Annotated in this window: 19 protein-coding genes; 6 read left to right on the top strand and 13 right to left on the bottom strand. The window is 58.3% G+C overall.

Translation table 11 applies throughout. The features are described from left to right. Window positions 1–6: 6 nt before the first annotated feature. The 4 genes from VEH04_08005 to ubiE form a co-directional block, all read right to left on the bottom strand. Window positions 7–894, bottom strand: a complete 888-nt coding sequence (locus tag VEH04_08005; GenBank protein ID HYG22709.1) for a TraB/GumN family protein — start codon at window positions 892–894, stop codon at window positions 7–9. A gap of 77 nt (window positions 895–971) precedes the next feature. Further along, entirely contained in the window at window positions 972–2,399 is a 1,428-nt protein-coding gene (locus VEH04_08000; protein ID HYG22708.1) for an ammonia-forming cytochrome c nitrite reductase subunit c552, read from the bottom strand. Window positions 2,400–2,402: 3 nt separating this feature from the next. Further along, complete coding sequence (gene nrfH, locus VEH04_07995) at window positions 2,403–2,840, bottom strand: cytochrome c nitrite reductase small subunit (protein HYG22707.1); 438 nt, start codon at window positions 2,838–2,840, stop codon at window positions 2,403–2,405. Window positions 2,841–2,879: 39 nt separating this feature from the next. Next, entirely contained in the window at window positions 2,880–3,653 is a 774-nt protein-coding gene (gene ubiE / locus VEH04_07990; protein ID HYG22706.1) for a bifunctional demethylmenaquinone methyltransferase/2-methoxy-6-polyprenyl-1,4-benzoquinol methylase UbiE, read from the bottom strand. A gap of 194 nt (window positions 3,654–3,847) precedes the next feature. Between ubiE and VEH04_07985 the strand changes: the two genes are divergently transcribed. Beyond that, window positions 3,848–4,267 (top strand): response regulator, encoded by a 420-nt coding sequence (locus VEH04_07985; protein HYG22705.1) that lies wholly within the window; start codon window positions 3,848–3,850, stop codon window positions 4,265–4,267. A 14-nt stretch (window positions 4,268–4,281) separates the two neighbouring features. Here the strand turns inward: VEH04_07985 and VEH04_07980 are convergent, their stop codons facing one another. Then, on the bottom strand, window positions 4,282–5,277 hold the full coding sequence (locus tag VEH04_07980; protein HYG22704.1) for a lysylphosphatidylglycerol synthase transmembrane domain-containing protein: 996 nt from the start codon (window positions 5,275–5,277) through the stop codon (window positions 4,282–4,284). Between the two features lie 141 nt (window positions 5,278–5,418). Here VEH04_07980 and VEH04_07975 point away from each other — a divergent pair, with 141 nt between their 5' ends. Continuing rightward, window positions 5,419–5,622, top strand: a complete 204-nt coding sequence (locus tag VEH04_07975) for a DUF3185 family protein (GenBank protein ID HYG22703.1) — start codon at window positions 5,419–5,421, stop codon at window positions 5,620–5,622. 142 nt (window positions 5,623–5,764) lie between these two features. Here VEH04_07975 and VEH04_07970 read toward each other — a convergent pair whose 3' ends face one another. Together VEH04_07970 and lptD are read right to left on the bottom strand one after the other, a co-directional pair. Then, window positions 5,765–6,184, bottom strand: a complete 420-nt coding sequence (locus VEH04_07970; protein HYG22702.1) for a BON domain-containing protein — start codon at window positions 6,182–6,184, stop codon at window positions 5,765–5,767. A gap of 123 nt (window positions 6,185–6,307) precedes the next feature. Next, a complete protein-coding gene (gene lptD / locus VEH04_07965; protein ID HYG22701.1) occupies window positions 6,308–8,539 on the bottom strand; it encodes an LPS assembly protein LptD in 2,232 nt (743 codons plus the stop codon). A 205-nt stretch (window positions 8,540–8,744) separates the two neighbouring features. Here lptD and VEH04_07960 point away from each other — a divergent pair, with 205 nt between their 5' ends. Beyond that, window positions 8,745–8,972, top strand: a complete 228-nt coding sequence (locus VEH04_07960) for a hypothetical protein (GenBank protein HYG22700.1) — start codon at window positions 8,745–8,747, stop codon at window positions 8,970–8,972. A gap of 34 nt (window positions 8,973–9,006) precedes the next feature. Here VEH04_07960 and VEH04_07955 read toward each other — a convergent pair whose 3' ends face one another. The 6 genes from VEH04_07955 to VEH04_07930 all read right to left on the bottom strand — a co-directional run bounded on the left by VEH04_07955 (window position 9,007) and on the right by VEH04_07930 (window position 15,542). Further along, window positions 9,007–10,011, bottom strand: coding sequence for an oligopeptide/dipeptide ABC transporter ATP-binding protein (locus tag VEH04_07955; GenBank protein HYG22699.1), 1,005 nt, complete (start codon window positions 10,009–10,011; stop codon window positions 9,007–9,009). Further along, window positions 10,008–11,033 carry an ABC transporter ATP-binding protein gene (locus tag VEH04_07950; protein HYG22698.1) on the bottom strand — a complete coding sequence of 342 codons (1,026 nt, stop codon included), beginning with the start codon at window positions 11,031–11,033 and terminating at the stop codon, window positions 10,008–10,010. Before VEH04_07950 ends, VEH04_07955 begins: the two co-directional genes overlap by 4 nt. Then, window positions 10,990–11,937, bottom strand: a complete 948-nt coding sequence (locus VEH04_07945) for an ABC transporter permease subunit (protein ID HYG22697.1) — start codon at window positions 11,935–11,937, stop codon at window positions 10,990–10,992. Before VEH04_07945 ends, VEH04_07950 begins: the two co-directional genes overlap by 44 nt. A 2-nt stretch (window positions 11,938–11,939) precedes the next feature. Further along, window positions 11,940–12,857, bottom strand: coding sequence for an ABC transporter permease subunit (locus VEH04_07940; protein HYG22696.1), 918 nt, complete (start codon window positions 12,855–12,857; stop codon window positions 11,940–11,942). Next, window positions 12,854–14,509, bottom strand: a complete 1,656-nt coding sequence (locus tag VEH04_07935) for a peptide ABC transporter substrate-binding protein (GenBank protein HYG22695.1) — start codon at window positions 14,507–14,509, stop codon at window positions 12,854–12,856. The genes VEH04_07940 and VEH04_07935 overlap by 4 nt, the downstream gene beginning before the upstream one ends. A gap of 133 nt (window positions 14,510–14,642) precedes the next feature. Next, window positions 14,643–15,542, bottom strand: a complete 900-nt coding sequence (locus tag VEH04_07930) for an AraC family transcriptional regulator (GenBank protein ID HYG22694.1) — start codon at window positions 15,540–15,542, stop codon at window positions 14,643–14,645. Between the two features lie 235 nt (window positions 15,543–15,777). On the opposite strand from VEH04_07930, the gene VEH04_07925 reads away from it, so the two are divergent. The 3 genes from VEH04_07925 (at window position 15,778) to VEH04_07915 (ending at window position 25,079) form a co-directional block, all read left to right on the top strand. Further along, window positions 15,778–19,551 (top strand): immunoglobulin domain-containing protein, encoded by a 3,774-nt coding sequence (locus tag VEH04_07925; protein HYG22693.1) that lies wholly within the window; start codon window positions 15,778–15,780, stop codon window positions 19,549–19,551. A 62-nt stretch (window positions 19,552–19,613) separates the two neighbouring features. Then, window positions 19,614–21,893: a GH92 family glycosyl hydrolase gene (locus tag VEH04_07920; protein ID HYG22692.1), complete on the top strand. Its 2,280-nt coding sequence runs from the start codon at window positions 19,614–19,616 to the stop codon at window positions 21,891–21,893. 147 nt (window positions 21,894–22,040) lie between these two features. After that, window positions 22,041–25,079, top strand: coding sequence for a two-component regulator propeller domain-containing protein (locus VEH04_07915; GenBank protein HYG22691.1), 3,039 nt, complete (start codon window positions 22,041–22,043; stop codon window positions 25,077–25,079). The last annotated feature ends 6 nt before the right edge of the window (window positions 25,080–25,085 follow it).

The raw sequence follows: 25,085 nt of genomic DNA, 5'->3' as shown, positions 1-25,085 counted from the left end.
GAAGCGCTACAGCTGCTTGAGCTTCGCGCCGCGTTTCTGCAGCAGATCCACGAGCCCGTCAGGACCCACGAGGTGTCCCGCGCCCACGATGACGACACTGTTGGTGCCGCTATCGATCAGCTTTTGCACCTCGGGCAACCAGCGGCGATTCCGGTCAGTCAGGAATTTGCTGTAGATTCCCGGCGCGTCGCGCATCGATTCGTTGAGGACTTTCTCGAGCATTTCAGTGTTGCCGGTTTTCCAGGCGCTCACCATCTCATCGAACACCTTTTCCGTCTGGTCGATCTGCTCAAGCAGGCTCTTCATGAAATCTTCCCCTTCCGCTTTGCTGAAGCCCGTGATCAGGTCGATTTGAAACTCAACGGTTTCGAGCGGAACAATGGGCTTGCGGTCCTTGCGCGCCCGGTTGAAGAAGTGCTGGTCAATTCCGAGCTCAGGATCCACCCCAAGTTTTTGCAGCTCGACCACGGCGAGGGTCATCGCAGCCAGGCTTGGCTTGAGTTGATCAAACATCATGCCCGGCAAGCCTGCCGCCTCCACTCGTTTGCGAAAATCCTGGTACACCTTTTCGGATAATTGGTCCTTCAACGTTTCTCCAGGAGGAAGGGCTGCCTTCGACATCATTTCGAACTGGGTCGTGGGGCGTTGCATTCGTTCGATATCCGTTTCGAAAACAACAATTGTCGAATTGGTGTAGGCCAGTTCCAGCACTGGATCGAGCGGGTAATCTGACGGCTTCAACAGATGAACCGATCCCATCAGGTAAACCACATTGCTTTTTCCTTCAGCCCGCCACAGCGAATGCAGGTTTCCGGCAGGAGAATTCGTCTGCGAAAAGGCGTGGCCTGCCAGCCCGAGAATGGCCAGCGCGAAAACTAAAACCCTGGTGTGCATGGCTGCAAAATTACGCCGCTCCGAATCCCCAGGCCAACACTTTCGGACCTTGGTTCGGCCTGATTCCGTGGTTGAACCTATCGCGCTGCGGCTGCGCGTTCAGCACCTGGTGACGGGGAACCACGCAAGGCGTTCTGGCCCTTGCGCGAGAAATCGATGGACTCCGCGAGAATGCGCGCGGCTTCCTGTGGCGCATGAAAACCGGTCGAGTTCTCGGCCTCCACGTAATCGAGGTAAAATTGCGCCTTGCGCTGAAAATCCTGAGCCTGCGCCAGCTGATTGGTTGGAGTGCCCGCTGTGCGAGCGCCCTTGATGTCGTTGATCAAATCCATCAGCGCATCCATGGCAAGATTCCTCATGCCAAATGTCCGCGACTGGATGTTTTCGACGCGCTGTTTCAATTCCGCCTCGGGCCAGCGATGACACGTCTGGCAGGCCTTGTTGATATTCAGGAGAGGGCTGCGCACATGATGATCGCTCACTTTTTGGGCACCCATGCGTGTGTAGGGCATGTGGCAATCCGCGCAGGCGACACCTGACCTTGCATGCACGCCCTGGTTGTACATCTCAAACTCGGGATGCTGCGCCTTCAGCGCAGGAGCGTCGGTCTCGGCGTGCTGCCAGTCTTTGAATCCGATTTCATCGTAGTAGGCCAGGGCGTTCTCGACCTTCAGACCCTTCGACCACGGATAAACCAGGCGCTTTTCAGTGCCGCGAAAATGGTATTCAACATGGCATTGGCCGCACACAAAGCTACGCATTTCCTGCCGCGTTGCGTCGCGGTTCACGTCGTAATCCTTCACTCCCTGGCTCGCCTTGAGCGCCGCCATGCCTTCCATGAATGCTGGCCGCGTGATGCGAAGTTGCATGTTGGTTGGATTATGGCAATCGATGCACGCGACCGGGTGTTCGACGAGTTTTCGTGCCTCTGCGAAACTCAACTGGTTGATCTTCTCAAAGCCTTTGGTGATGTCGCCATCCCCCGCCTCTTTGTAAGCGGTATACATGGAGGAATGACAGTTCAGGCATGTGCCGGGTTGAGGGCGCTGTTGCCGTCCCGTGAAGGTCTGGTCGTTGAGCATGTGCGCGTGGCCCCGTTCCTCGCGGAAATCGATTGAGAACGCATAACCGGCCCACATGGTTTTCAGTCTCGGATCCTCCTCCAGTTTTGACTGGGCCACGACCGATCGGGGATCCGCCTCTGATGGGGTCCGCGGCAGTGCTTCGCTGCCGCCGTAGCGCGTGCGCACCTGGTCGACGGTTCGCAGATACTGATCATACTGAAAGGGGAAATTCTTGCCCCAGATCGCGGGATCCACGGTGTCGTCGGTCAGCTCCACGACGCGGAAGAAGGGGTTCTTCGCCTCCTGTTTGTGCTCCATGATATTCACGAGCAAGGCAAGGCCAGCGACGGCGACGAGGGCCGCAATGGCTGTCGCAGCTGCAAATTTTAGGAAGGGGCGGTCTGGCTTGCCGGGCTGGGATTCCGCTGGGTCTTTCTTCATAAATCAATGCATGTGGCCGACGCTTGCGTGGCAGCGTGTGCAGGAAGTCTGGTCCTCTTTTCCACCATGACCCTCGATCGTCTGCACAATGTCTGCGTGACATTTGCGGCATGCGTTTTCCGTCACCTGACGGTTCCGCTCCGTGATCTGTACGGGGTCGGGATGGTTGCCTGTCGTGAAATAAAAGGAATGCCAGAAGCCATTTTGGGCCTTGGTGTAATACTTGCCGATCAGGTTGCTGGGTGTGTGGCAGTCATTGCACGTCGCCACGTGACGATGACTGCTCTTGATCCAGGCGTCGTATTGATCCTGCATCAGGTGGCAATTGGTGCACGCCTCGGGGTTGTTGGTGAGGTATGACGCGCCTTTGGCGTAGATGAATGTGTATGCTCCCACTCCCAAAGCGAGCCCCATGGTTGCGCCGAGAACGATGCCTGCCAATGTTGATCGCTTTACCACGACGCGCGAGATTAACGAGTTTCAGCTGCGTTTGCCAAGGTGGGTCTTTAACGAGTGGGATGCGGCGGCGACTGCCGGTTTTTCGCCATAGTTGATGCTCATGACGCCACCCAGGAAGTTCACCACTCGAACATTGTGCATGCCGAGTTCGCGCATCTCCCGTTCAACACCCCGCTGTCCTGGATAATGTTTCAAGGACTCCAGGATGTAGGCATATGCGGCGGCGCTCCCCGCGAAGGCCCATCCGAGCAGTGGCACAACGGCCTTTAAGTAGGTGAAATAAATCCAGCGCCACGGCGGGCAATCCGGCTTCCCGAACTCCAATACCAGCAATCGCCCCCCTGGCTGCGCTACTCGCAACATCTCATGCAAGCCCACTTTCCAGTTCGAAAGATTTCTCAGACCATATCCGACAGTGACGACCGCAAACGACTGATCTTCGAAAGGCAGCTTCAGGGCATCGCCTTCAATGAAGGAAATTTTGCCGGCGCGGCGTTCGAACGAAGCCGGCCGATGACGCGCGACATCGAGCATTGCCGGGGTGAAATCGAGGCCAACCACGATCCCTCCGGCCGCGGCCGCCTGGATTGCGATGTCTCCCGTGCCGCAACAAACGTCGAGCACCTGCGTGCCCGGTTTAATTTGAGCCAGCTCGACCACGCGGCGTTTCCAGAATCGATGCAATCCGAAACTCTGCAGGTCATTGATGAAGTCGTAGCGTCTTGCGATGCGTGCAAACAAAGCGTTCACGCGCGCGCCGCGTTGATCATCCTGCCGATAAAATTCGTTGCCCATCCGGCGCGAGAGCATTGAAACAAAACAAGTCCAAGGCGACTCATTTCGGTACAGTGGTTGCAAGACCCGGAATTCCCGTTGTCGTGCGCCGCGGATGTTCTTCCGCGAGGGTTGAGTTATGCGGGGAGCTTTGGTAATTTTTCACCGCTGGCTTGGATTGTGCTAAAAACTGAAGCTCCGTTTTTGGGGAACCTATGAACCGCAAAAAGATTTTAATCGTCGACGACAACGAAGTGATCCTGAAGACGCTTTCCTTGAAGCTGAAGGCGAATTACGACGTCATCACTGCGGTCGATGGTTCCGAAGCGGTCGCGGCCGCGCGCACCAAGAAGCCGGACATGATCCTGCTCGACATTGGTTTCCCGCCGGAGGTTTCGGGCGTTCCATGGGACGGCTTTCGCATCATTCAATGGCTGAAGCGAATGGAAGAGGCCAAGGGCATTCCTGTCATTATCATCACGGGTGGCGACGCAGCAAAGTATCGGGACAAGGCGTTTGCAGAAGGGGCTGTCGCGTTTTTCCAGAAACCCGTGAACAACGACGATTTACTTGCCACGATCAAGCAGTTGCTCGACGCGCCCGCGCCCGCAGCCACACCCAATCCTGCGCCTTAGCCTCACGGCGTAGATCAACGGGGCACGGCCGCCAGGACGCTCCGGAAGGGCTGGCGCATTTCATGGCGCAAGGCCTGCCACCAAAGAAGCGCGGCTCCCGCGACGGCCCAGATTAAACTCACCGCTGCAGCAAGGAGTGAAGCGGCCACGGCTGTTGCAGGGTCGACATGATACAGGCTGAAAAGCGTTACCGCTGCGGTATCCCTGACTCCCAGCCCGGCGAACGTTATGGGCAATGCGCTGATGATTGAGATCAGGGGGAAAGTCCAGGCGAGCCGCGCCCAAGGAATCGGTTCGCTGCTCACTGCTGCGAGGCACAAAGCGAGCACGCCACTCAACGCCGCTTGAACGGCGATTCCGCACGCCACGCCGCTCCACAGATCCGCCCGCGAAGCCAGCAGCCGCCGGCCGCCGGCCTTCAGCGTTCGAAGGAAATGTCGTTGCGGCGAATCCTGCGGAGAACGTTTGAGCCAAAAAATGGCTGCCGCTGCAATCACGATCACACCGGCCAGCCACCCGGCGGACCAGCGAAGTGAAACCTTGCCCGCCTCGCCGAATCCGCCGCCGCTGAAGCCCAGCACCAGGGCAATACTCATGAAAAGCACGAGACCGCCCAGACCCAGGATGCGATCGAGCGACGAGGCCGCCAAGGTTGTGGTTACGGGAACGCGGTGCCAGCGGGAATAAAGAAGTGACTTTGCGGTGTCGCCCCCCGCTGCGCCCAGGAGAATCGTGTAAAAGAAATGCCCGATCAGGGCAATTAAAGCCGCTGCCACAAACCGAACGCTGGCGCCGCTCGCGCGAAGCGCAATGCGCCACCTGGCTGCAGCCGGAATAAACAGCGCACCGAAGATCAAGACGGCAAGTGCAAACCAGGTCCACTGCACGGAATGAAACTTCGCAGCAAGCGCCTTAGCCTGAATTTGCTGAACGATGAAAAAGAGACCAATGACTGATGCGCAAACGGCTGCGAATTTCAGCCGTGAGACCCATTTCCGCTTGAACGACATGGTTTCACTTTAGTCCAGCAACCCGGAATGCAAATGGGAAAGTTCCCCTGCCAGAAACGTTAAAATCCGCATCGATCATAACTTACGGTAGTGAAACTGCGCATTGAGCGGCGTGCAATGGCACGCGAATTTGGGCCACGTATGAGCAACATCCTGGGCCTTGCCGTATTCGCGACGGGCATTGTTCTTCTGATCATCGGCTTCAACGAATCACAGGCGTTTGCGGTCGAGGTGTCTCGCGCGCTGGCCGAGAATTCGTCAAACCGGTCCATGTGGTTGATCCTTGGCGGAGGCGCGGCCGTCATCAGCGGGTTAAGCCTGGCCGTGCGCAATCGGCCGATTTAAAAGTCTTTTCCGCTTTTCTCGTCTCGCTCGAGCGGGCCGTTCTTTTCGTTCCCGGCCCCGATTCGCCCGCTTGCAGGTTCCAAAAAGAAAAACGCGCAAGAGGAATCTCGCGCGTTCAGTTGGAAGTAATCTGTAATTTAGATTAGTCGTTTATCTGTCCGCTCTGCCCCGCGGGGATTGGACGGGGTTCATTCAGCTGGTTTGTCCGGCCTGTGGCGGTCAGACCTGTACCGGTGGTCGGCTTGAGGCTGATATTATTCACGACCTGAGTGACGCCAGTGACCTGCCGGGCAATGTCTCCCGCGCGTTGCTTCTGTTCGTCGGTGCTCACGAACCCACTCAGCTGGACAACGCCCGCGAATGTTTTCACATCAACGTCGGTGAACTTGTAAATGGGCTCCGTTTCGAGTCTGTCCTGAACATCGCGGGTGATCATTTTGTCATCCAACGTTCTGCCCGCGGTGCGGTCGGAGTGGCGGCTCGATTCGCAGCCTGTGAGGGCTGTAATTGCCATCAGCGCGCTCGCGCCGCCAATAAGTGCTAGCTTTTTAAGATTTCGCATAGTGCATTCCTTTCGCGTTCACCGTTGCCCACGGGCTATTGACGTTCCATGGGGTTTTTTACCCTGAATTGGCGCGAGATGTTGAAGGGAAGCCGCAACCTGTCCCAGTGAAGGAACGCGTGATCAGCGACCCAGCAAGGAGCGGCGCTCGATGGTGTCGCTGCCAAGGCCAAACCGCGGAGCCGCTTTCAGCGAGAATGTGAATGCGATGAGGAAGTCATCCGACTGCGCGAACTCATCGCGCATTCCGACGGTTAATGCGGCAGTCCAACTGCGCAGGTCGCGGTAGACGGTGTAGAACTGTTCCCGCAATTGGGATCGCGACACGTCATAATAATGGCTCGCTCGAAGGCCCCAGTTTTCGTTCACGCGATAATACAGCGTTGTCCGCATGATGTTATTCCCCTGGCCCAGCCACGTGCGCGCGTCCGGGTGATCCGAACGCAGGAAGAAGTGGCCGACGCTGAAACTCCAGCGGTCGTTTGGCTGCACCGAAACGTTGTGCAGTGCCATCGTCCAATCTTTCTCGTTGATGTCATACCGCGTCTGGGATTGCAGCGTCAGCCAGGACCGCGGCCGAAGAGAAAGGTCGGAGTAGATATCCGAAAAAGTGCTGCGATAGTTCTCCGCCTCTGTCGTGCGCGGACGCAGACGCCAGTCCGTGTAAAGCTGCCAATCCAGCACGTCAACCACTTCGGTTTCGCGATGCGTCTGCAGCTTGTTTCGAAGTCCGAAGCGGATGACGTTGCGGCTGTCTACCGCATCGATGGCGTTGTAATCCGGAAATTCATTTGGCAGCAGTCTCAGGCTCGGAAACTCGTAATCAAATTGCGGCAGTTCGCTCGGCCGGTAGTTGGGTTCCGACACAAAAACGTAATTGGCGGAAGGCACGACAATGTGTCGCAAACCGTCGAGATCGAGCGGCTTGCTCATGAGGGCCGGCCACACGCGGGAAGCCTTGAAGGACACCTCGGCGCCGGTGTTGAAGACGCCCCGGTAAACGTCTCCCTGCCGGCTGCCTGCAAGGGCGATGTCTTCACCCGGCCCGTTCACCTCCGAATAATAGGTGAGGCGCCCGCCGGCTCGCGGCGTGACGTTTAGCCAGCCGAAAAACGTATGAGGCAGCAGCAGTTGATGATACGTATCAGCGCGGGCTGCTTCGTAATTGAGCCCGCCGCCAATGTTGTTGGTTTCGGCCAACAGCCGGCGGTAGAAACCGGCTGAGCTTTCACTTTCATAGTAAATTGGCGTGGCGCCGAGTTGCTGGCGAAACCCACTGAGCCGGACGTCAGGCAGGCGCTCGACCGTTTCATAGAACGTGTTGATGCGCGGCTGTGCCAGCACATCAAGGCTGAAGTTCTGCCAGAAGCGGTTCACCTCCACAAACGTGTTCGGCTGAGGATTGTCGCGATAATCACTTTCGAAAAAGTCGCGAATGACACCGGGATCGTTCTGGTAACGCACCATCGACTTCACATTGAAGTTGGTGAAGGGGTTCGCCTGATAGGAGAAGTCGAAGCGCTGACGGTTGTCGCGCACAGGCGCAAGCAGGCCGTTGGTGCGCGGATCGTCGTCGCGGGTATAATAATAACGCAGCGCTGCATCGCCCCATCGTCCGAGATGGACATTCACGTCAGGCCCGACTCCGACTCCGCGCTTTTGGCGGTAATCGAGATGGAATTCGCCGTCGAGATGTTCGTTCGCGATCCACGTGTAGGTGCCCAGCAGGTAAGGTCCAAAGCGGCTTCGATAGCCGGGTGTGACATTCAGGTTGTTCGCGTCGGGACCAAGACTTCGAACGTAGAACGGAAAGTAGAAAATCGGAACCCCTCCCGCGTACAGGGTCGCATGGGTGGCTTCGATCCGTTTTCCGGGAACAATGCGGATGTGGCTGGCGCGAATGCCAATGGCCGGTTCCCAGACGTCATCGGCGGTGATCAAGGCATTGGTGGCTGTGTAGACCTGGTTGGTGAGATCTGCCTGCAATCCCTGGCCGCGCGCGAATACCGGCGAGCGTCCAGCCCGGAACCGCTCTGTCATCATCTGGCGAGTTTTGAAATTGTATTCGATGTGATCGCCGGTCCAGATCATGGCGTCCTGCTGGATCCGCACTTTTCCTGTGGCGGATACATCGCCCGTCCGCTCGTTCAAGACCACCCGCTCCGCGGTGAGCACGGCGCCCTGCGATCGGATCACCACGGAATTTGTCACCACGGCGATGCGGCGGGTCAGGTCGAACATGGCATCCCCGGAAACAATCTCCACCTGGTCCTCGGCAAGTTCGGCGGATGCTCCCCTGACTGTCAGAGCCGAAAGAAGGCAACAGAGCGCAATGAAAAGGCGGATTGATGTCATCAGCGGCGGCAGCTTTGCAAAAGGTGGTGTGAAAAAAAAGCGCAAACCGAGAAGTGCGGCTTCAGCAGCAACCACACGCGCCGATGTAATTCCGTGGCGCGAAAGGCAACGACGCGCTGCCGACCGCGGCCGATGCGGAATCGAACGGCGGCATTTGAACTGCAGTTGCCGGAACTGGAATTTTGCGATGGCTACCCGGATGAACATGCTGAAACTGCTGCAGGAGCTGCGGGGCTTCTCGGAGCTCAGCCGCCCCCATTCCAGCCCCAAGCCCTCTGCCCTTTATTTGATGCAACTCCGTCGTTCGCGTGCGCAGCGGCCAAAGTATCGCTTGGTCATCCAGATCGATCTCCAGGATGTCGCGACCTTGCCAACTCCTGTAAAGATCACGCACATCACTCCCAATCCCACCGCTGAACAAGCTACGGTTTGAGCAGCACGCCACAACGACGCTCTCTCACCTCGTTCTAAGCCACGGGAACACTTCCATTGATTTCCCGCATGCGAATGCACGCGGCTTCCTGGTTCTCATCGAACGCCTCCAGCTTCGGCACCACCTTCGAGCAATCATTCACCGCAAACGCGCATCGCGGATGAAACGGACACCCTGCGGGCGGATTCATTGGTGAAGGCGGGTCGCCTGAAAGAATGATCCGCTGACGTTCCCGTTCACGCTCGGGATCTGGCACGGGAACGGCGCTGACCAGCGATTTTGTGTAAGGATGCAGCGGCCGTTCCATCACCTGCATTGCGGGTCCCAGCTCCACGATTCGCCCGAGATACATCACGGCAATGCGATGCGAGATGTGCTTCACGACGGACAGGTCATGGGAAATGAAAATGAGGGTGAGCTGCATCTCGCGGGAAAGTTTCCCCAACAGGTTGATGATCTGCGCCTGGATGGAGACATCGAGGGCGGAGACCGGTTCATCAGCCACGATCAGTTTCGGTTCGACTGCGAGTGCGCGCGCGATGGCTATGCGTTGCCGCTGGCCGCCGGAGAATTCGTGCGGATACTTTCCCGCGCCGCGCGGCGACAAACCGACCTTGTCCATGAGTTCGCGAACTTTCCGCGGCAGGTCGGTTCCAGAAACGCGCCGATGCGAACGGAGCGCTTCCCCGAGAAGATCGGACACCGTCATGCGCGGATTCAACGAGGCGTAAGGATCCTGGAAGATCATCTGGAAGTCGGCGCGTGTCGCCCGCAAAGCGTTTCCCCGCAGCGCGGTCAGGTTTCGCCCCGCAAGAATGACTGCGCCTTCAGTGGCTGGAACCAGTTGCAGGATGGTTCTGCCAAGGGTGGATTTACCGCACCCCGACTCCCCGACGAGCCCCAGAATTTCCCCCTGCTGCAGGGTCAATGAAACGCCGTCCACTGCCCGCACCACGCCAAGTTTGCGGCGAAATATCAGGCCGCGTTCGACGGCGAAGTGCGTTTTGACATTCTCAAGCTGAAGCAGGGGTGTGTTCATCCCAGTTGGATTTCGTTGCGTTGTACGCGCACGCATGCGGAACTCTGCCGCGCGCGAACGGGTTCCAATGTCACGGGCGATTCACAAGCGGGTTGTGCAAAGGAGCAGCGCGGCACGAACGGGCAGCCGCGGTTCTCCCGGGATAAGTCAGGCGGCAGCCCGGGAATTGTGAACAGCTCTTCGCCTTTCTTCTGAAGCGCCGGAATTGAGCGTTGAAGCGCGCGGGTATAGGGATGCGCCGGATGCGAGTAAAGCTCCTGCGTCGGTGCCGTTTCCACAACACGCCCCGCATACATCACCATCACACGCTGGCAGAACCCCGCGACCACTCCGAGATCATGAGTAATCCAGATCACAGCCATGCCTCGCTCCTGCTGAAAACGGCGAACCAGTTCCAGAATCTGCGCCTGCACTGTAACGTCCAGGGCCGTTGTTGGTTCATCAGCGATCAACAGTTCCGGCTGCGTGATCAGCGCCATGGCAATCATTACCCGCTGCCGCATGCCGCCGGAAAATTCGTGCGGGTAACTCCGAAGCCGCCGTCCGGCATCCGGAACTCCCACTTCCGAGAGCGCCTGCGCCGCCCGCTTCAATGCCTCGCGCCGGCTCAGGCCTTCGTGAATCAGCAGCGGCTCAATCAACTGATCCTCAATGCGCAAATAGGGGTTCAGGGACGTCATGGGATCCTGAAAAATCATCGAGATCCGCTTGCCGCGGATCGTCCGCAGCACGCGTTCCGGGCAGCTCAGAAGGTCAACTCCGTCGAACATCGCGCGGCCGCCTTCGATTCTGCCCGGAGGTTGCGGGATCAATCGCATGAGTGAATAACAGGTGACGGATTTGCCTGAGCCCGATTCACCTACAATGCCAAGGGTCTCTCCTTTCTCTAGAGAGAACGAGACGTCATTCACAGCCCGCACCACTCCGTTGCGGAGGTGAAAGCTCGTTCTGAGATGGGATACTTCGAGCAGCATCAATTCAATCCTTGGAAGCCCGCACATCCAATGCGTCGCGCAAGCCATCCCCCAGGAAGTTCAGCGCGAACAGCGTCATCGCAAGGGCGACGCCCGGATACAGCAGCAGCCAGGGGTATTCCTCCATGACTTCCGCGCCTTCCTTGATGAGCAAACCCCATGAGCTCATGGGCGGTTGCACGCCCAGCCCAAGAAAGCTTAGAAAAGCCTCGAGCAGCATCACGGCTGGAATGGTGAGGGTGGTGTAAACAATGATGGGGCCAAGGATGTTCGGGATCATATGGCGGAAGATGATTCGTCCCGGACGCAGTCCAAGGGCTTGCGCCGCCTCAATGAATTCCTGCTTGCGGAGCGACATGACCTGGCCGCGAACAATGCGCGCCATCGTCAGCCATTCCACCGCGCCAATGGCTCCAAACAAAAGAAGCAGGTTGAACGGAATTCCCAGGCGGTCGAGCCATCGGAATTCAGCCTCGAGGTCGCGGAAAAAAACCATCAGCAGAATCACGAAGATGGTGAACGGCAGGGAATAGAGAATATCAACGACGCGCATCATCACGGCATCGAGCTTGCCTCCGACAAACCCCGCAATCGCGCCCCAGAATACACCAATCGTGAGCGATACGAACGTGGCACACAGTCCGACCATCAGAGAGACGCGTCCGCCGATCAACAGCCGCGCGAACTGATCCCGCCCGAGTTTGTCGGTTCCGAGCCAATGACTGGCACTGGGCGGGGTCGCTCCGAGTTCAAGGTTTTGGCCGTAGTAGGTTGTGGAAACGACGATCGGTCCGATGAAACACGCAATGCTGAGGATGATCAGGAACACGGCGCTGGCGACCGCGATCCGATTGCGCGCGAGCCGATGCCAGGCGTCGAGCCATAATGACGAACCCTGCTCCGCGGCAGGCGCTTCCCTCGGAGCAAGGTTGGGAATCTCAGCGGCGGGCATGCTTATTCAAATTTCAGTTTCGGATTCAGCCACACCAATACGACATCAACAATCAGGTTCAGGAGCAGAATGAGCGTCGCATAGAAGAGAACGGTTCCGAGGACCATTGTGTAATCCCGGTTGAAAGCGGAGAGCACGAAAAAGCGGCCGAGGCCGGGAATGTTGAAAATGCTTTCAACAACGAAGGACCCGGTGAGCAGCCCGGCTACCGCGGGTCCGAGGAATGAAATCACGGGGAGAAGGCCGCCCTTCAACGTGTGCTTGAACAGGATGCGCGAGGCCGTCGCGCCCTTGGCCCGCGCGGTGCGGATGAAATCCTGGTTGAGAATCTCCAGCATGCCGCCGCGAGTCAAACGAGAGACGTAGGCTGCGTAATAAAAACCAAGCGTAAGCGACGGCAACACGCGATCCTCGGGAAAAAACCATCCGCCTGGGTTGAACCACCCCAGTTTCAGCCCAAAGTAGTTGCTCAAGAGAGGCCCGGTGACGAAGGTCGGCACGCAGATCCCTATCATCGCAATTGCCATCGGAATGTAATCGCTTGCCGTGTTCGGCCGCAGTGACGCGATCAGTCCCGAGAGAATCCCCAGTGTGAGCGCAACCCCCAATGCGAAGGCTCCCAACTGAAGCGAGACGGGAAATGCTTCCGCAATCAGTTCGTTGACCGTGCGCTTGGGATACTTGAACGATGGCCCAAGGTCGCCGCGCAGCAGGTTCTTCATCTGGAGCACGTATTGTTGCCACAGCGGTTTATCGAGTCCGTAGTGCGCCTCCAGCTTGCGTACGATTTCCTCGGGCACCTTCTTGTCCTCGTCGAACGGACCCCCGGGCGCTAGGCGCAGCATGAAGAACGTCGCTGTCGCAATGATGAACAAAACTGGAATTGCCTGAAGCAGCCGCCTGAACACAAACTGGATCATCGCGCCGGAGCCTCCAGGTAAACGTGTTTCCACGGGTGCATGTCCAGGACTGTCGGAAAAAAGTTGCGGACCGCCGGGTGGATCAGCGTGGGCCGCGTGTAGAAGTACAGCGGAATGAACGGTAGCTCATCCAGGAATATCGCTTCAGCCTGTTGGAATATTTCGAATCGCTGCACTGGATCCGCGGTTTTCGCAGCTTCAGCGATCAACCGATCATACCCGGCATTGGACCATCCGGTTTCATTGTTCCCACCGTCGGTGACCACCAGTTCCAGAAAGGTGTTCGGATCGGGATAATCTCCTCCCCAGCCTGCGCGGGCAACGTCGTAGTCAAGTTTCTCAGTCGTGGTCAGAAAGACTTTCCATTCCTCATTTCGAAGATTGACCGAAATCCCGAGGTTCTGTTTCCACATCTGCTGTATCGCCTCTGCCACCGCCTTATGCCCTTCGTGAGTGTTGATGAGGATCGTGATGGGGCGGAAACCCTTTCCGTCGGGAAAACCAGCCTCGGCGAGCAGGCGCCGCGCATCGTTAAGGGTTCCCGAGAGCCGGGCCCGCGGCTGGTAACCCAGGATGCCAGGTGGCGTGAAGTGAAACGCGGGCACCTGTCCGCCCCGCGTGACACGGCGCACGATCAGGTCGCGGTCAATGGCGAGGGCCAGGGCTTTCCGCACGCGTTTGTCGTTCAACGGGGGCCGTGTCGTGTTCAAGCGGTAGAAGTATGTGGAAAGGATCGGTTCTGCGCGGAAAACTTCCGGCCGATTTTCACGATAGACCTCAATCTTCGTCTGCGGAACATCCTTTGTGAGATGCAGCATCCCCGCGCGAAACGCCCGCTCTTCCGCATCCTGGTTTTCTGTCGGATAAAAATAAATCTGACGCAGCTTCACATTCGCGGCGTCCCAATAATTGGTCGAGCGTTCCACCAGCACATGACTGTTGATCTTCCACTCCTTCAATCGGAACGCCCCATTTCCGACGAAGTTTTCCGGCAGTGTCCAGCGATTCGCACGGTCCACGATGCTTCCATGTCGCCGAATCGTTGGGAGATGCACCGGGAACCAGGAATTATGCATGATCAGGGAGAGGAAATAGGGGGCTGGGCTGTGCAGGGTGAGTTCCAGGGTAAAGTCATCCAGGGCACGGGCGCCGACCTGGCTGAAGTCCTTTATTTTGCCCAGGTTGAAAGCCTCGGCGTTCTTGAGCGGGAACAGCATGTTGGCATATTTTGCCGCGAGTTCCGGTTGCAGCATGCGCTCCAACGACCCTGTAAAATCATGGGCTGTCACGGTATCGCCGTTCGACCAGCGAGCGTTGCGCCGCAAGTGGAACGTGTAGATCAGGCCGTCGGGCGACACATCCCATCGTTCTGCAACTCCAGGCAGCGGACGCAGGTCGTCGGGCGCCTCCGAAACCAAACCTTCAAAGAGCGCCATCAGGATCTTGTGCTCTGGTTCGCCGGTGGTCAGATGCGGGTCGAGATCTTGCGGGTCTGTGCCGTTCCCGGCGTGGAGCACCTGTTCGGCGATGCCAGATTCAGCGCGTGATTCGCGTCGCGAGCAGCCGTTCGAGAGAAGCGCCAGCGTGGCCAGCAGCAGTGGAAAACCAAAGCGGCACATGACCAAAACTCGAATGCGGCGCGCGGACAGCATCAGGTGACTGCGATTAAAAGGCTGGAAATTTTTCAAATGTCAATGGCGCGGCGCGTTCGAGGCCATTGTCGTTGTTCGCGTGATGCATAGGCGCGCCGCGGAGCAGCGGGCGGTTTTTGAAACGCAGTTCGCGTCAGGGCGGCGTGCTGCCGTTGCCTTGCTTTGATGCCGCATCGAGCATCCGGGCACGATACTCAACAGGAGTGTTGTGCGTGATGCGCTTGAACACGCGGCAGAAGTACGGCCCGTCGCGAAAACCGCTGCGCAAGGCGACATCTTCAAGCTTCAAGTTGTAGTGGCACAGCAGGAACTTGCCCCGCGCGATGCGCACATGCGTGAGGTAATCGATGAAGGTCATGTGGCCATGCCGATGGAAGATGCGTGACAGGTGGTTCGGGCTGACCCCGAACTGGTGCGCGACGGAATCCCGTGTGATGTCGTTCTGGTAATTACTTTGGAGGTAGACGCAGATGCGCTCGAACAGGCCCTGACCTCGATTGTCGGTTGCCGGCGCGGGTTGCTCGCACACCAGCCGTTCCACGCATCGGACCAGTGCGCGGGCCAGCTCCGGGAAAGCATCGGCCGGCTCCCGCGAGGCCTGCAGTTCAAGCATGGCCTCCACGATGTAAGGAATTGGCCCATTCACTGGCGCGGGGACCGCGAACTTGTGCGCCAGCAGCTGCGGCGTCCCCGCCCCCTTGGCCGTGACGATGCTGACTCCCAATTGTTTCTTTCCGAACAGGAGCGAAAGGACTTCCCCCTTGCGTTCCCACGTCGGAAGGTTCCAGCAGTTGGGTGCCGCAAAGAGTGCGCTGCCCGGGCGCAACACAGTGGTCTCCACGTGGCCGTTTAACTCCATCTGGTTTTCGTAACACCCTGAAAGCGGGATTTCCAGGCGAGGGAAGGTGACAACGTGGCTGAAGGGCGGCGGATGGAGCTGGCGATCGCACACATACACCTCGTGAATCGGATGACGGCTCAACAGCTTCTGCGGCCAACCCTCAGGCTGCGAGTTCATCTTGATCGGTATCATTCTATTTCTGATTCAGTGCTGCGGCGCCGCAGTGTGCATTTCAGTTTTTTTTCCATCAAGCAACGCTCAAACAGTAACGGTTTGTTACAAAAGTGCCATAAAAGGTACATTATTATCCTTTGAGCACAAATGGATGCGGGTCCACGATTCTATCGTTTTTATGAGCCGTCCACCCGGTTTGTATCTGCTCATGTTTGTCTGCAACGCCTGACCGGCGTCCAATCCAGTTTAAGTTGTGAATCGAAATCGAATAATCTCATTTGCGGTCGGCCTCATCGGTGCGGGTTTTGTCAGTAATGCCTCCGCTGCATCCATCAGTCTCACCAACAACGATGCGGGGGGCACCACGAGTTTCAACCTTAAGGGACACTGGGATTCGGATGCTGCGCCGAATCCTGCGAACGATTATGTGGTCCAGAATCTTCTGCTCCGAACGCCGCAGGACAACAACTCCTACACGTTCCAGGGTCGCTCGTTGACGATCATCGGCGACGGGTTCAGCGGCTTGCTTGCGTTGAAGGGAACGGCGGGCGGCGGCAGCACGTACACCTTCGGATCCAGCGCTGAAACCGGGCTGACGCTCGACGGCGGAACGATCGGAATGTGGAACGGAACTCTTCAAGTGGTCGACGGGTACATTAATCTCACCGCGAATGGCGGCCAGCTTGATCCGCAGGCCAACGCCCCCCTGACGATTGCAGCAGATATCAGCGGCCCGGGAGCTCTCCGCATTGGCGCCGCGGCAGCAAACGGGGCAACGGGTGGACGTGTTCTGCTGACGGGCACCAACACTTACACGGGAGGCACGGTCCTCAACGCACGGGACACTCTCCAGCTGGGTGGCGGCAGCACACTGGGTTCGACAACCGCGCCGTTGACAATTGAAAACAGCAACAACAACCGCGGTTGGGGCACGCTGGACCTGAACGGCACCAGCCAATCCGTCGGCAGCCTGAGCGGTGGCGGCGGAACCATCCTGAACAACGCTGCCGGAACTGCCAGTACTCTCACCATTGGTAATGGGAATACGGGCGGCGGCGAATTCATGGGCAACTTGGTGAATGGAAATGGAAACCTTGCCCTTGCGAAAATCGGAACGGCAACCATCTCGCTTTCCGGCACCAACACCTACACCGGCGTCACGACGATCAGCGGCGGCACGTTGCAGGTTTCGCGCATCAACAGCCCGCTGGCTGGAAATGGACGGCTCGTGCTGATGCAATCGCCCACCAATGTTATTTCCCGGGTTGATGGAACGAACGGTTTCACTGGAACCATTGTCGTCAAGGCTGGCTGGCTCACGGCTGCCACGAATGGCTCGTTCGGGACGAACGACATCACCGTGGATCCGGCCTATATTTTGGACGCGTCCTTCAGCGGATTTGCGGTGGACGGTCCTGCTGTGTTTGAACCGGGCTACAACGTGAACAGTGCCGGCACGCTGACGTTGATCAACGGAGGCCGGATGGCGCTCCATCAAAACTGCGCGTTCGCAGCCGTAAACATTGAGGGCACGCCGCTCGCGCCCGGCACACACTTCTACTCCGCGCTCGCAGCAGCTTATCCGAACACATTCCTGCCAGGCGGTTCCGGGGCCATCACCGTGCAACCGTTTGGAACACTGCCACCCATCGGTCCCCTCGTGCAGGAACATCCGGCAGACCTCGCGCTCTATGCCGGACGTACTGCTTCGTTCAGCGTCAGCGCGGTCGGAGAAGGAACGGTTTCCTATCAGTGGCGCAAGGGCGGCGTCAATCTCGCCAATTCAGGCACGATTTCGGGAGTCAACACTCCGTCGCTCCTCATCAATAACGTTGCCACGGGAAACGCCGGCAACTACGACGTCGTTGTATCGAATTTCAACGGCTCCTCCACCAGCGTGGTGGCCCAGTTGACCGTCGTTCTCCCTGAGGATGCGGTGGGGAACTCCGTCCTGGGGGTGAATCCGATTGCGTTCTACCGCTTGAACGAAACGGAAGACACTTCGACAGGAACCGCGGTGGCGCACGATTTTGCGGGCGGGTTCAACGGCGTATATGGTGCGATCACGCTGAACGCCCTCAGCGGAGTTTCCGGGCCGGCCCCGGAGATCGGATATCCAGGCTTTGCCAGCCCGAATGGCGCGGTGCAGTTCCTTCAGGGTTACGCTGACTCACAAATAACCGTGGAGCCGTGGCGCATTACGACCAATTCATTGACGATTGTCGCCTGGATCAATCCTGCCGGCCCGCAGGGGTCCGCCAACGGCATCGTCTTCCATCGCGGAACCAATGTGGCTGGATTCAATTACAGCACAGCCACGGACGTGAATGGAAACTACACGCTCGGGTACACATGGAACAACGACGCGAACACCTACGGATGGAACTCGGGAGTTATCGCGCCGCAGAACGTGTGGTCGCTGGCGGCATTGGTGGTGACTCCGACGAATGCGACCATTTACGTGATCAACACCAGCAGCCTGGTGAAATCCAGCCGTGCATACACTCACGTTGCGCAGACCTTCAACGGCACCACGATGATCGGCAACGACCCCTTTGCACCTGCAAACCGCGGGTTCAACGGGACGGTGGATGACGTGGCGATCTTTGGCGGAGCATTGAGCGAAAGCCAGCTTACCACACTGTTCTCTGCGGGTTCAGGCGTTTCTCTGTTCATCCCGAGCATCACCAGCGAGCCAGCATCCCAGAACCTCTATGAGCAGCAGACTGCGACTTTCACCGTCGTGGCCAGCGGCACGGCTCCGCTCCATTATCAATGGCAGAAGTGGAACGGAAGTGAGTATGCCAGCATTGCGAATGGTGGCCGCATCTCGGGTGCGACCAGCGCTTCGTTGACCATCACGAACATCACTGCGGCAGACGCGGGCGATTACGTCGTCGTCGTGACGAACAGCCTCGGCTCCGCAGTGAGCGCAACCGTGACGCTCAGCGTGATGCCGGCAAGCCCCGCGGAAGACATCACGCTCTCCGTGGTTCAGGGCAATCCGCAGGACTGGAACACGGGTGAGCATTGGAGCGACGGCTTGGCCGCATCCAACTCGGCCGTGGCAAAACCAGGAAGCCGTTATTTCATCGCTTCGACAGGCGCAATGCGCACGCCTGCGACAGGCGCAAGCGCGGCGTTCCCGGGCGAGATCCTGACTGTGCAGGGGAACGGTGTGTTCGCCAATCCTCCAGGAACAGGTGCGGGTGCGGTCATCCTCAAAGGATCCAACCCGAGCACCGTGCATTTCAAAAAGCTCGTGATGGCAGGCGGCCAGTTGTTCAACTTCATCAACTCCGGCGGCAGCGCGATCCTGACGGGTGAAATGAACGTCATTGCGAACACGCCGATCTTTGCGACGGAGGACACCAGTTCCCGCTCAATTACCCTCCAAAGCCAGCTGACTGGAAATGGCACGATCGAGTATCGCGCGCATCCCAACAGCAACTTCCAGTCAAACTGGGTCGCGGCATTGAACATCGCGGGCGCGAACAACACCTATTCCGGCACATGGAACATCGTGGTCGGAACCGTCATCGGCAGTGGAGCCGGCTCGCTCGGAACAAATAATATCCTAGTTGGGGCTCAGGGCGCTTTGCAGGCCAGCTATGACATCGTCAGCCCCGCGGCGACCCTGACGCTCAACGGGCGCCTCAACCTGACCCGCAATCACACGTTCGGGAAGGTTGTCATCAACGGAGTTGAACTTGCCGCCGGCACCTACACCGCGGCCCAATTGAACTCCGCGTATCCTGCGAACTTCCCTGCATCGTGGCGCGGACAAACCGGAGCGCTGGATGAGACCACGGCTTCGGGCAGTCTCACGGTGCTCAGCGGCGGTGTTCCCGCCGTGAACGTGGGAACCAGCTTTGCGGGTGGCAAGTTGAACCTGACGTGGTCGCAAGGGAGCTTGATGGAATCGACAAATCTGGCTGGGCCGTGGACGACAAACTCGGCGGCGACATCGCCCCATGAAGTGACGCCGGCCGGGCCGCAGAAGTTCTTCAAGATTTTGGTTCGATAGGACGCAGGTGGTTGGATCCCAGACGGCCGGGGCAAAAGCCCCGGCCGCTTTTACAAATACTCATGAAATACCTGAATGTTTCGCTCACTCTCCTGGTGCTGCAGTCGGTTGCGGCTGTCGCCGGTACGAACCTTGTATCGCTTGCCAATCCGCTGCAGGGCACCGATTCCACCCATGGTTTCTCGCATGGCAACACGTATCCGGCGATCGCGGTGCCATTTCCCATGAACAAGTGGGCGCCGTACACACAGCCTGCCAAGGATTCGTTCTTCTATCAGTACCGGCAGAATCGCATTCGCGGCATTCGCCAGACTCACCAGCCCAGCCCGTGGATCGCCGATTACGCCAATTTTTCGCTGATGCCTGTCTTCGGAAAACTGGCGGTTAGGGAGGACGACCGAGCGTCGGAGTTTCGCCATGATAATGAATTGGCGCGTCCCAGTTACTACAAGGTGCGCCTCGACACCTGGAAGGCGACGGTTGAAGTCACCCCGACAGAGCGCGCCGCAGCGTTTCGTTTTGCTTTCGACGAGGCGGGCGACGCTTATGTAGTGCTCGACGCATTTGCAAACGGATCCGTGGTCGAAGTCGTCCCGTCCGAAAACAAGATCATCGGCGTGTGCCGCAACAACAATGGCGGCGTTCCAAACAACTTCTCGAACTATTTCGTGGTTGTATTCGATCGGCCTTTCACGAGCCATGGAACATGGACACCGCAACAGGTGCAGGAAAACGGCACCCGGCTCGCAGGCGCTCATGTGGGGGCGTACGTGAAGTTCGATACCGCCAGGGGCAAGGTGGTTGAATGCCGGGCGGCTTCTTCGTATATCAGCCCCGCGCAGGCGGAACGAAATCTTGAACGGGAGATCGGCTCATCCCGGTTTGAGGCCGTATTGCAACGCGCTGATGCGACGTGGAACGAGGCTCTCGGCCGGATCCAGATCGAGGGCGGCACGGAGGAACAGCAGCGGACATTCTATAGCGCCCTTTACCGCAGCGTCATCTTTCCGCATCGGTTCCACGAGTATAACGAACGCAACGAACCGATTTATTTCAGTCCTTACGACGGCCAGATACATCCCGGATACATGTACACCGACACGGGCTACTGGGACACCTTCCGAGCCTCGCATCCACTGTATAACATTCTATTCCCGGAGATCAGCGGCGAGATCATGCAGAGCCTGCTTGCCGCGTACGAGCAGAGCGGGTGGCTGCCTTCGTGGTCGAGTCCGGGACATCGCGCGTGCATGATTGGCAACCATGCCTTTTCGCTGCTTGCTGATGCATGGGTTAAAGGCGTCACCAACTTCAACGCTGAGCAGGCTCTCGAGGCGATGATTCACGATGCGACGACTCCCGCACCCAAAAATTGTCCGTCCATTGGGCGGGATGGCGCGGAGTATTACTGGAAGAACGGCTATGCTCCGTATCCTGAGGTTCGGGAAGCAACAGCGAAAACTCTCGAGTACGCCTACGACGACTTTTGCCTCGCCCTCTTCGCGAAAAAGATCGGCCGGGAGAGCGAGGCCGGGCGGTTCGCGCGCAGCGCAATGTATTACACAAACGTTTTCGACGCCGAGGCCGGCTTTGTGCGCGGGCGCAAGGCTGATGGATCGTGGAACGAGAAATTTGACCCGACTGAATGGGGCGGCCCCTTCACTGAAGGCAACTCATGGCACTGGACCTGGAGCGTGTTCCAGGATGTGCCGGGCTTGATCCGGCTGCTGGGCGGCGACGACGCATTTGGTCGAAAGCTGGACGCGGTTTTCTACACGCCGCCCGACGTGAATGTCGGCAGCTACGGAAACATGATCCACGAGATGACGGAGATGGTGGCATTGAACATGGGCCAATACGCACATGGCAATCAGCCGATCCAGCACATGATCTACCTGTATAACTACGTGGGGCAGCCGTGGAAAACGCAGGCCCGTGCACGCGAAGTCATGAGCCGTCTTTATCATGCGACCTCTGACGGTTTGTGCGGTGATGAAGATACGGGCCAGATGTCGGCCTGGTATGTTTTCAGCGCGCTCGGTTTTTATCCCGTCACTCCTGGAACAACGGAATACGTGATCGGAAGCCCGTTGTTCGATCGGGCTGTCATTCAGTTGCCAAATGGAAAAACTTTCTCAGTGACAGCGCGCGGCAATGGACCGCAGCGCCCCTATATCCGAGGAGCCACGGTTAACGGCGCTGCTCTGCAGAAAAATTTCCTCACCCATGATCAAATCGCAGAAGGCGGTGAGGTGATCTTCGAAATGACATCGGCGCCGGATTACAAATGGGGCGCGGGCAAGGACGCTCGGCCAGGATCAGCGATGGATCTCCTGCGCTAGCGGACCCTTTGCTGCAGGAAGGTGCGGCATCCGCGGCAAGGTGTTTGCGCATCCCGCCGTCGCAGCCTGCCCTTTGCACTGGCGCGCCAACGGTAGTGGTCGATAGTGTGACGCGATGCAGCCACGTCACTCGGCTGCTTCGTGGTCATGATGTTTCGCCTTTGCATCTTGCTTTCGCTGTTCTGCGTTCCCTCCTGGGCAGGGGGGGCGCCTGTCCCATTGTTGCCGCAGGATTTGACCGTAACGATGTGGGACAAGAAGAAGGGCCTGCCTGATGACATCGTAACTTCCGTACTCCAGGCCAAGGACGGCTACCTGTGGGTTGGGACAGCTTCAGGACTTGCACGTTTCGACGGCGTGCGGTTTGTTCCGTTCACGACGGCGGTGAATGTCACTTCGTTGTGCGAAGACGGTTCAGGACGCCTTTGGATCGGAACGCAACGGGACGGATTGCTGGTTTTTGCTGAAGGCGAGGTTCGGCGGTTTCAACCGGGCAAACGCCTGCTCGAACGGACGATCAACAGCATCGCTCAGGATACGCAGGGCGGAATCTGGATCGCCACGCCGAACGGGTTGTATAGGGTTCACGGGGAACAAATTATCCGCTACAGCACGGCCGATGGGCTGCCGAACGACTTCGTGACTAATGTCAGTGGCGCGCGTTCCGGAACGGTTTGGATCACGACGCGTGGCGGGATTTGCCAGTTCAAGGATGGACGCATCAATGCCTTTCCGTTTCAGACAGACAGCCCGGGCCGCAGCCCGGAGTCCCTTGGCGTTTATGAGGACAGACAGGGAAATCTCTGGGCGTTCGGCGACACTTACCTGGTCAATCTCAACGAAGGAAAGCATCTCAACCATTTCGGCAGCGGCAATCTAACCTCGTCCACCCGCATCTGGAGCTTGTGCGAGGGCAGCGGTGGCGAGCTCTGGATTGGGACCAGCGGAAAGGGCCTCTATTGTTTTGCCGATAATCAATTTGTGCCCGTGTCCCTGGGTTCGGGCGGCCTGGATAGCGATGTTCGGGCGCTGTGTGAGGATCGAGAGGGGAACCTGTGGCTGGCAACGCACGGCAGCGGCCTCGCCCGCCTCCAACGCCGGAACATGCGGCTCCTGACCGCTGGCAGCGGCCTTCCGGACAGGCCTGCGAACAGCCTGGCCATCGCGGACGGACGCGCGTGGGCGGGATTCGAACGAGGCGGAATTTTTTGGGGAACGGCCGAGAACCTCCAAATATTTGCCAATGAAAACAGCGTGCCGTTTCAGACCATGGTGTCGTCGCTCGCCGTGGCCGAGGATTCGAGTTTGTGGGTGGCAACGCCAGGCGCCGGCCTGTTCCGTTTTGCGGGGGCGGCAGCCACCCGATTCACCACCGCACATGGGCTTTCTGACGATCGCGTTTTTGCAGTCGCTGCTGATGTCGCGGGAGCCATCTGGGCCGGCACCGCGTCGGGAACAGTGCACCGTTTTGAAATTGGAGCTCAGCCGGCAACCTATGGAATCGAGGAAGGACTGCCGGCCGAACCGGTGACGACAATTCTTACAACGCCTGCAGGTGAGCTGTGGGTAGGATACGCGAATGGCGGGGTTTTCTCCGGGACGAATGGCTTGTTTCATCCCATGACGGATCCGCCCGCATTCGACGGAAAGGCAATTCGCTCCATGCATGTCGACGAAGAGGGGCGGCTTTGGGTGGGAACGTCCTTCGGCCAGCTCGGCTGCCTTGCAAACGGCCGGTTCAAGAGCTGGGATATCAATCCAGGAAATCCCGAGCATGCGATCTGGGGAATCGTGCACGATCGAGTGGGCGATCTTTGGCTGAGCACGGCGAATGCCGTCTACCGGTTGAATCGACACGAGATCAGTTCAGCGCTTGCGGGGGTTTCGGCAGTGCGACCGCAACTGATTTACCGTTCGGAAACCATCTCTGCCACTGGGCCGAATTTCGGCTGGCCGAAAGCGGTGCGAACAGGTGCGGGCGAACTTTGGTTCGCGCTGGCTGGCGGCATTGCTGTCTTTGATTTGCGTTCAGCGATGCTGGATCGCGTGAAGCCGCCCATCCTGATCGAGGAGGTTGCAGTCAATAACACGGCGTTGCCTTGGGAAACAGTGAATGGCGCCACGTTGACAACCAATCACGCGCGCACGGTCAGGCTCGCCTCTGATCTGCAGTCGCTCAGGATCCAATTCACCGCCCTCCGTTTCTCCGAACCTGAGAAAATCAGATTCAGGCATCGGCTGGATGGCTTTGATCCTGGATGGGTGCGCAGTGGTGGAGGTTCCCGATACGTTGAATACGGCCGTCTTCCGTATGGCCGCTATACGTTTCGGGTGCAGGCCGGATTGCAGGACGATGCGTGGTTTGCAGACGAAGCGGTTTTTGATTTCGAAATTCCTGTTCCATTGTGGCGAACAGCATGGGCAATCGGGTTCTACTCTCTTGCCGGTGTCGTGGGAGTGGCTTGCTCCGTTCGGATCGTTTCCAACCGCCGCTTTCGACGACGCCTCGCCGCGCTCGCGCAGCAACAAGCGATGGAGCGCGAACGCATGCGCATTGCGCAGGACATGCACGACGAAATTGGATCCAAGCTGACGAAGATTTCTTTCATGAGCGAACGCGCCAAGGGTGAAGCCGACGGCAACGAGCGCGTCGCCGAAAAGCTGGATTCCATTGCGCGGACTTCGCGGGATTTGCTTCAATCGCTGGACGAAATTGTCTGGGCGGTGAATCCCCACAATGACACGCTGGAGCACCTCGCCGCATACCTGGGGCAGTATGCGACGGAGTACCTGCAGAACACGTCGGTGCAATGCGAGCTGCGGATTGCACGGGGCCTGCCCGATCACCCGCTTTCGGCTGAGGTGCGCCACAACCTGTTTCTCGCATTCGAAGAATCCTTGAACAACGCCTTGAAACACGGCGAAGCATCACGCATTCAAATCGACATGTACGTGGAAGGCGGCCGGTTCACGATCCGCGTTGCTGACAACGGCCGTGGCTTTGAAGTCGAGCAAGCGTTTGCATCCCTTGCCGCGACCCCCTCTGCCGGGGCTTCCAGCCGCCGAGGCAATGGGTTGCGGAACATGCAGGCGAGATTGGATGTGGTAGGCGGACGATTTGACATGAAAAGCGAACCGGGCAAAGGAACCGTCGTGACGTTTTCCGTTCCGCTGGCAAGAACCTGAATTGAA

The organism is Verrucomicrobiia bacterium (genome assembly GCA_035629175.1).
In the GTDB taxonomy this organism is placed as follows: domain Bacteria; phylum Verrucomicrobiota; class Verrucomicrobiia; order Limisphaerales; family DASXHY01; genus DASXHY01.
Note: the sequence above shows the minus strand (reverse complement) of the source record. Positions and strands in the feature narration are given on the sequence as shown.

Excerpts from the sequence above, each read along its gene's own strand:
- VEH04_08005 (HYG22709.1), bottom strand. The coding sequence starts at position 894 with ATGCACACCAGGGTTTTAGTTTTCGCGCTGGCCATTCTCGGGCTGGCA.
- lptD (HYG22701.1), bottom strand. The coding sequence starts at position 8,539 with ATGACATCAATCCGCCTTTTCATTGCGCTCTGTTGCCTTCTTTCGGCT.
- VEH04_07980 (HYG22704.1), bottom strand. The coding sequence starts at position 5,277 with ATGTCGTTCAAGCGGAAATGGGTCTCACGGCTGAAATTCGCAGCCGTT.
- VEH04_07915 (HYG22691.1), top strand. The coding sequence starts at position 22,041 with ATGATGTTTCGCCTTTGCATCTTGCTTTCGCTGTTCTGCGTTCCCTCC.
- VEH04_07930 (HYG22694.1), bottom strand. The coding sequence starts at position 15,542 with ATGATACCGATCAAGATGAACTCGCAGCCTGAGGGTTGGCCGCAGAAG.
- VEH04_07955 (HYG22699.1), bottom strand. The coding sequence starts at position 10,011 with ATGAACACACCCCTGCTTCAGCTTGAGAATGTCAAAACGCACTTCGCC.
- VEH04_07940 (HYG22696.1), bottom strand. The coding sequence starts at position 12,857 with ATGATCCAGTTTGTGTTCAGGCGGCTGCTTCAGGCAATTCCAGTTTTG.
- VEH04_07945 (HYG22697.1), bottom strand. The coding sequence starts at position 11,937 with ATGCCCGCCGCTGAGATTCCCAACCTTGCTCCGAGGGAAGCGCCTGCC.
- VEH04_07920 (HYG22692.1), top strand. The coding sequence starts at position 19,614 with ATGAAATACCTGAATGTTTCGCTCACTCTCCTGGTGCTGCAGTCGGTT.
- VEH04_08000 (HYG22708.1), bottom strand. The coding sequence starts at position 2,399 with ATGAAGAAAGACCCAGCGGAATCCCAGCCCGGCAAGCCAGACCGCCCC.
- VEH04_07985 (HYG22705.1), top strand. The coding sequence starts at position 3,848 with ATGAACCGCAAAAAGATTTTAATCGTCGACGACAACGAAGTGATCCTG.
- VEH04_07950 (HYG22698.1), bottom strand. The coding sequence starts at position 11,033 with ATGGCTTGCGCGACGCATTGGATGTGCGGGCTTCCAAGGATTGAATTG.
- VEH04_07975 (HYG22703.1), top strand. The coding sequence starts at position 5,419 with ATGAGCAACATCCTGGGCCTTGCCGTATTCGCGACGGGCATTGTTCTT.
- VEH04_07935 (HYG22695.1), bottom strand. The coding sequence starts at position 14,509 with ATGCTGTCCGCGCGCCGCATTCGAGTTTTGGTCATGTGCCGCTTTGGT.
- VEH04_07970 (HYG22702.1), bottom strand. The coding sequence starts at position 6,184 with ATGCGAAATCTTAAAAAGCTAGCACTTATTGGCGGCGCGAGCGCGCTG.
- VEH04_07960 (HYG22700.1), top strand. The coding sequence starts at position 8,745 with ATGCTGAAACTGCTGCAGGAGCTGCGGGGCTTCTCGGAGCTCAGCCGC.
- ubiE (HYG22706.1), bottom strand. The coding sequence starts at position 3,653 with ATGGGCAACGAATTTTATCGGCAGGATGATCAACGCGGCGCGCGCGTG.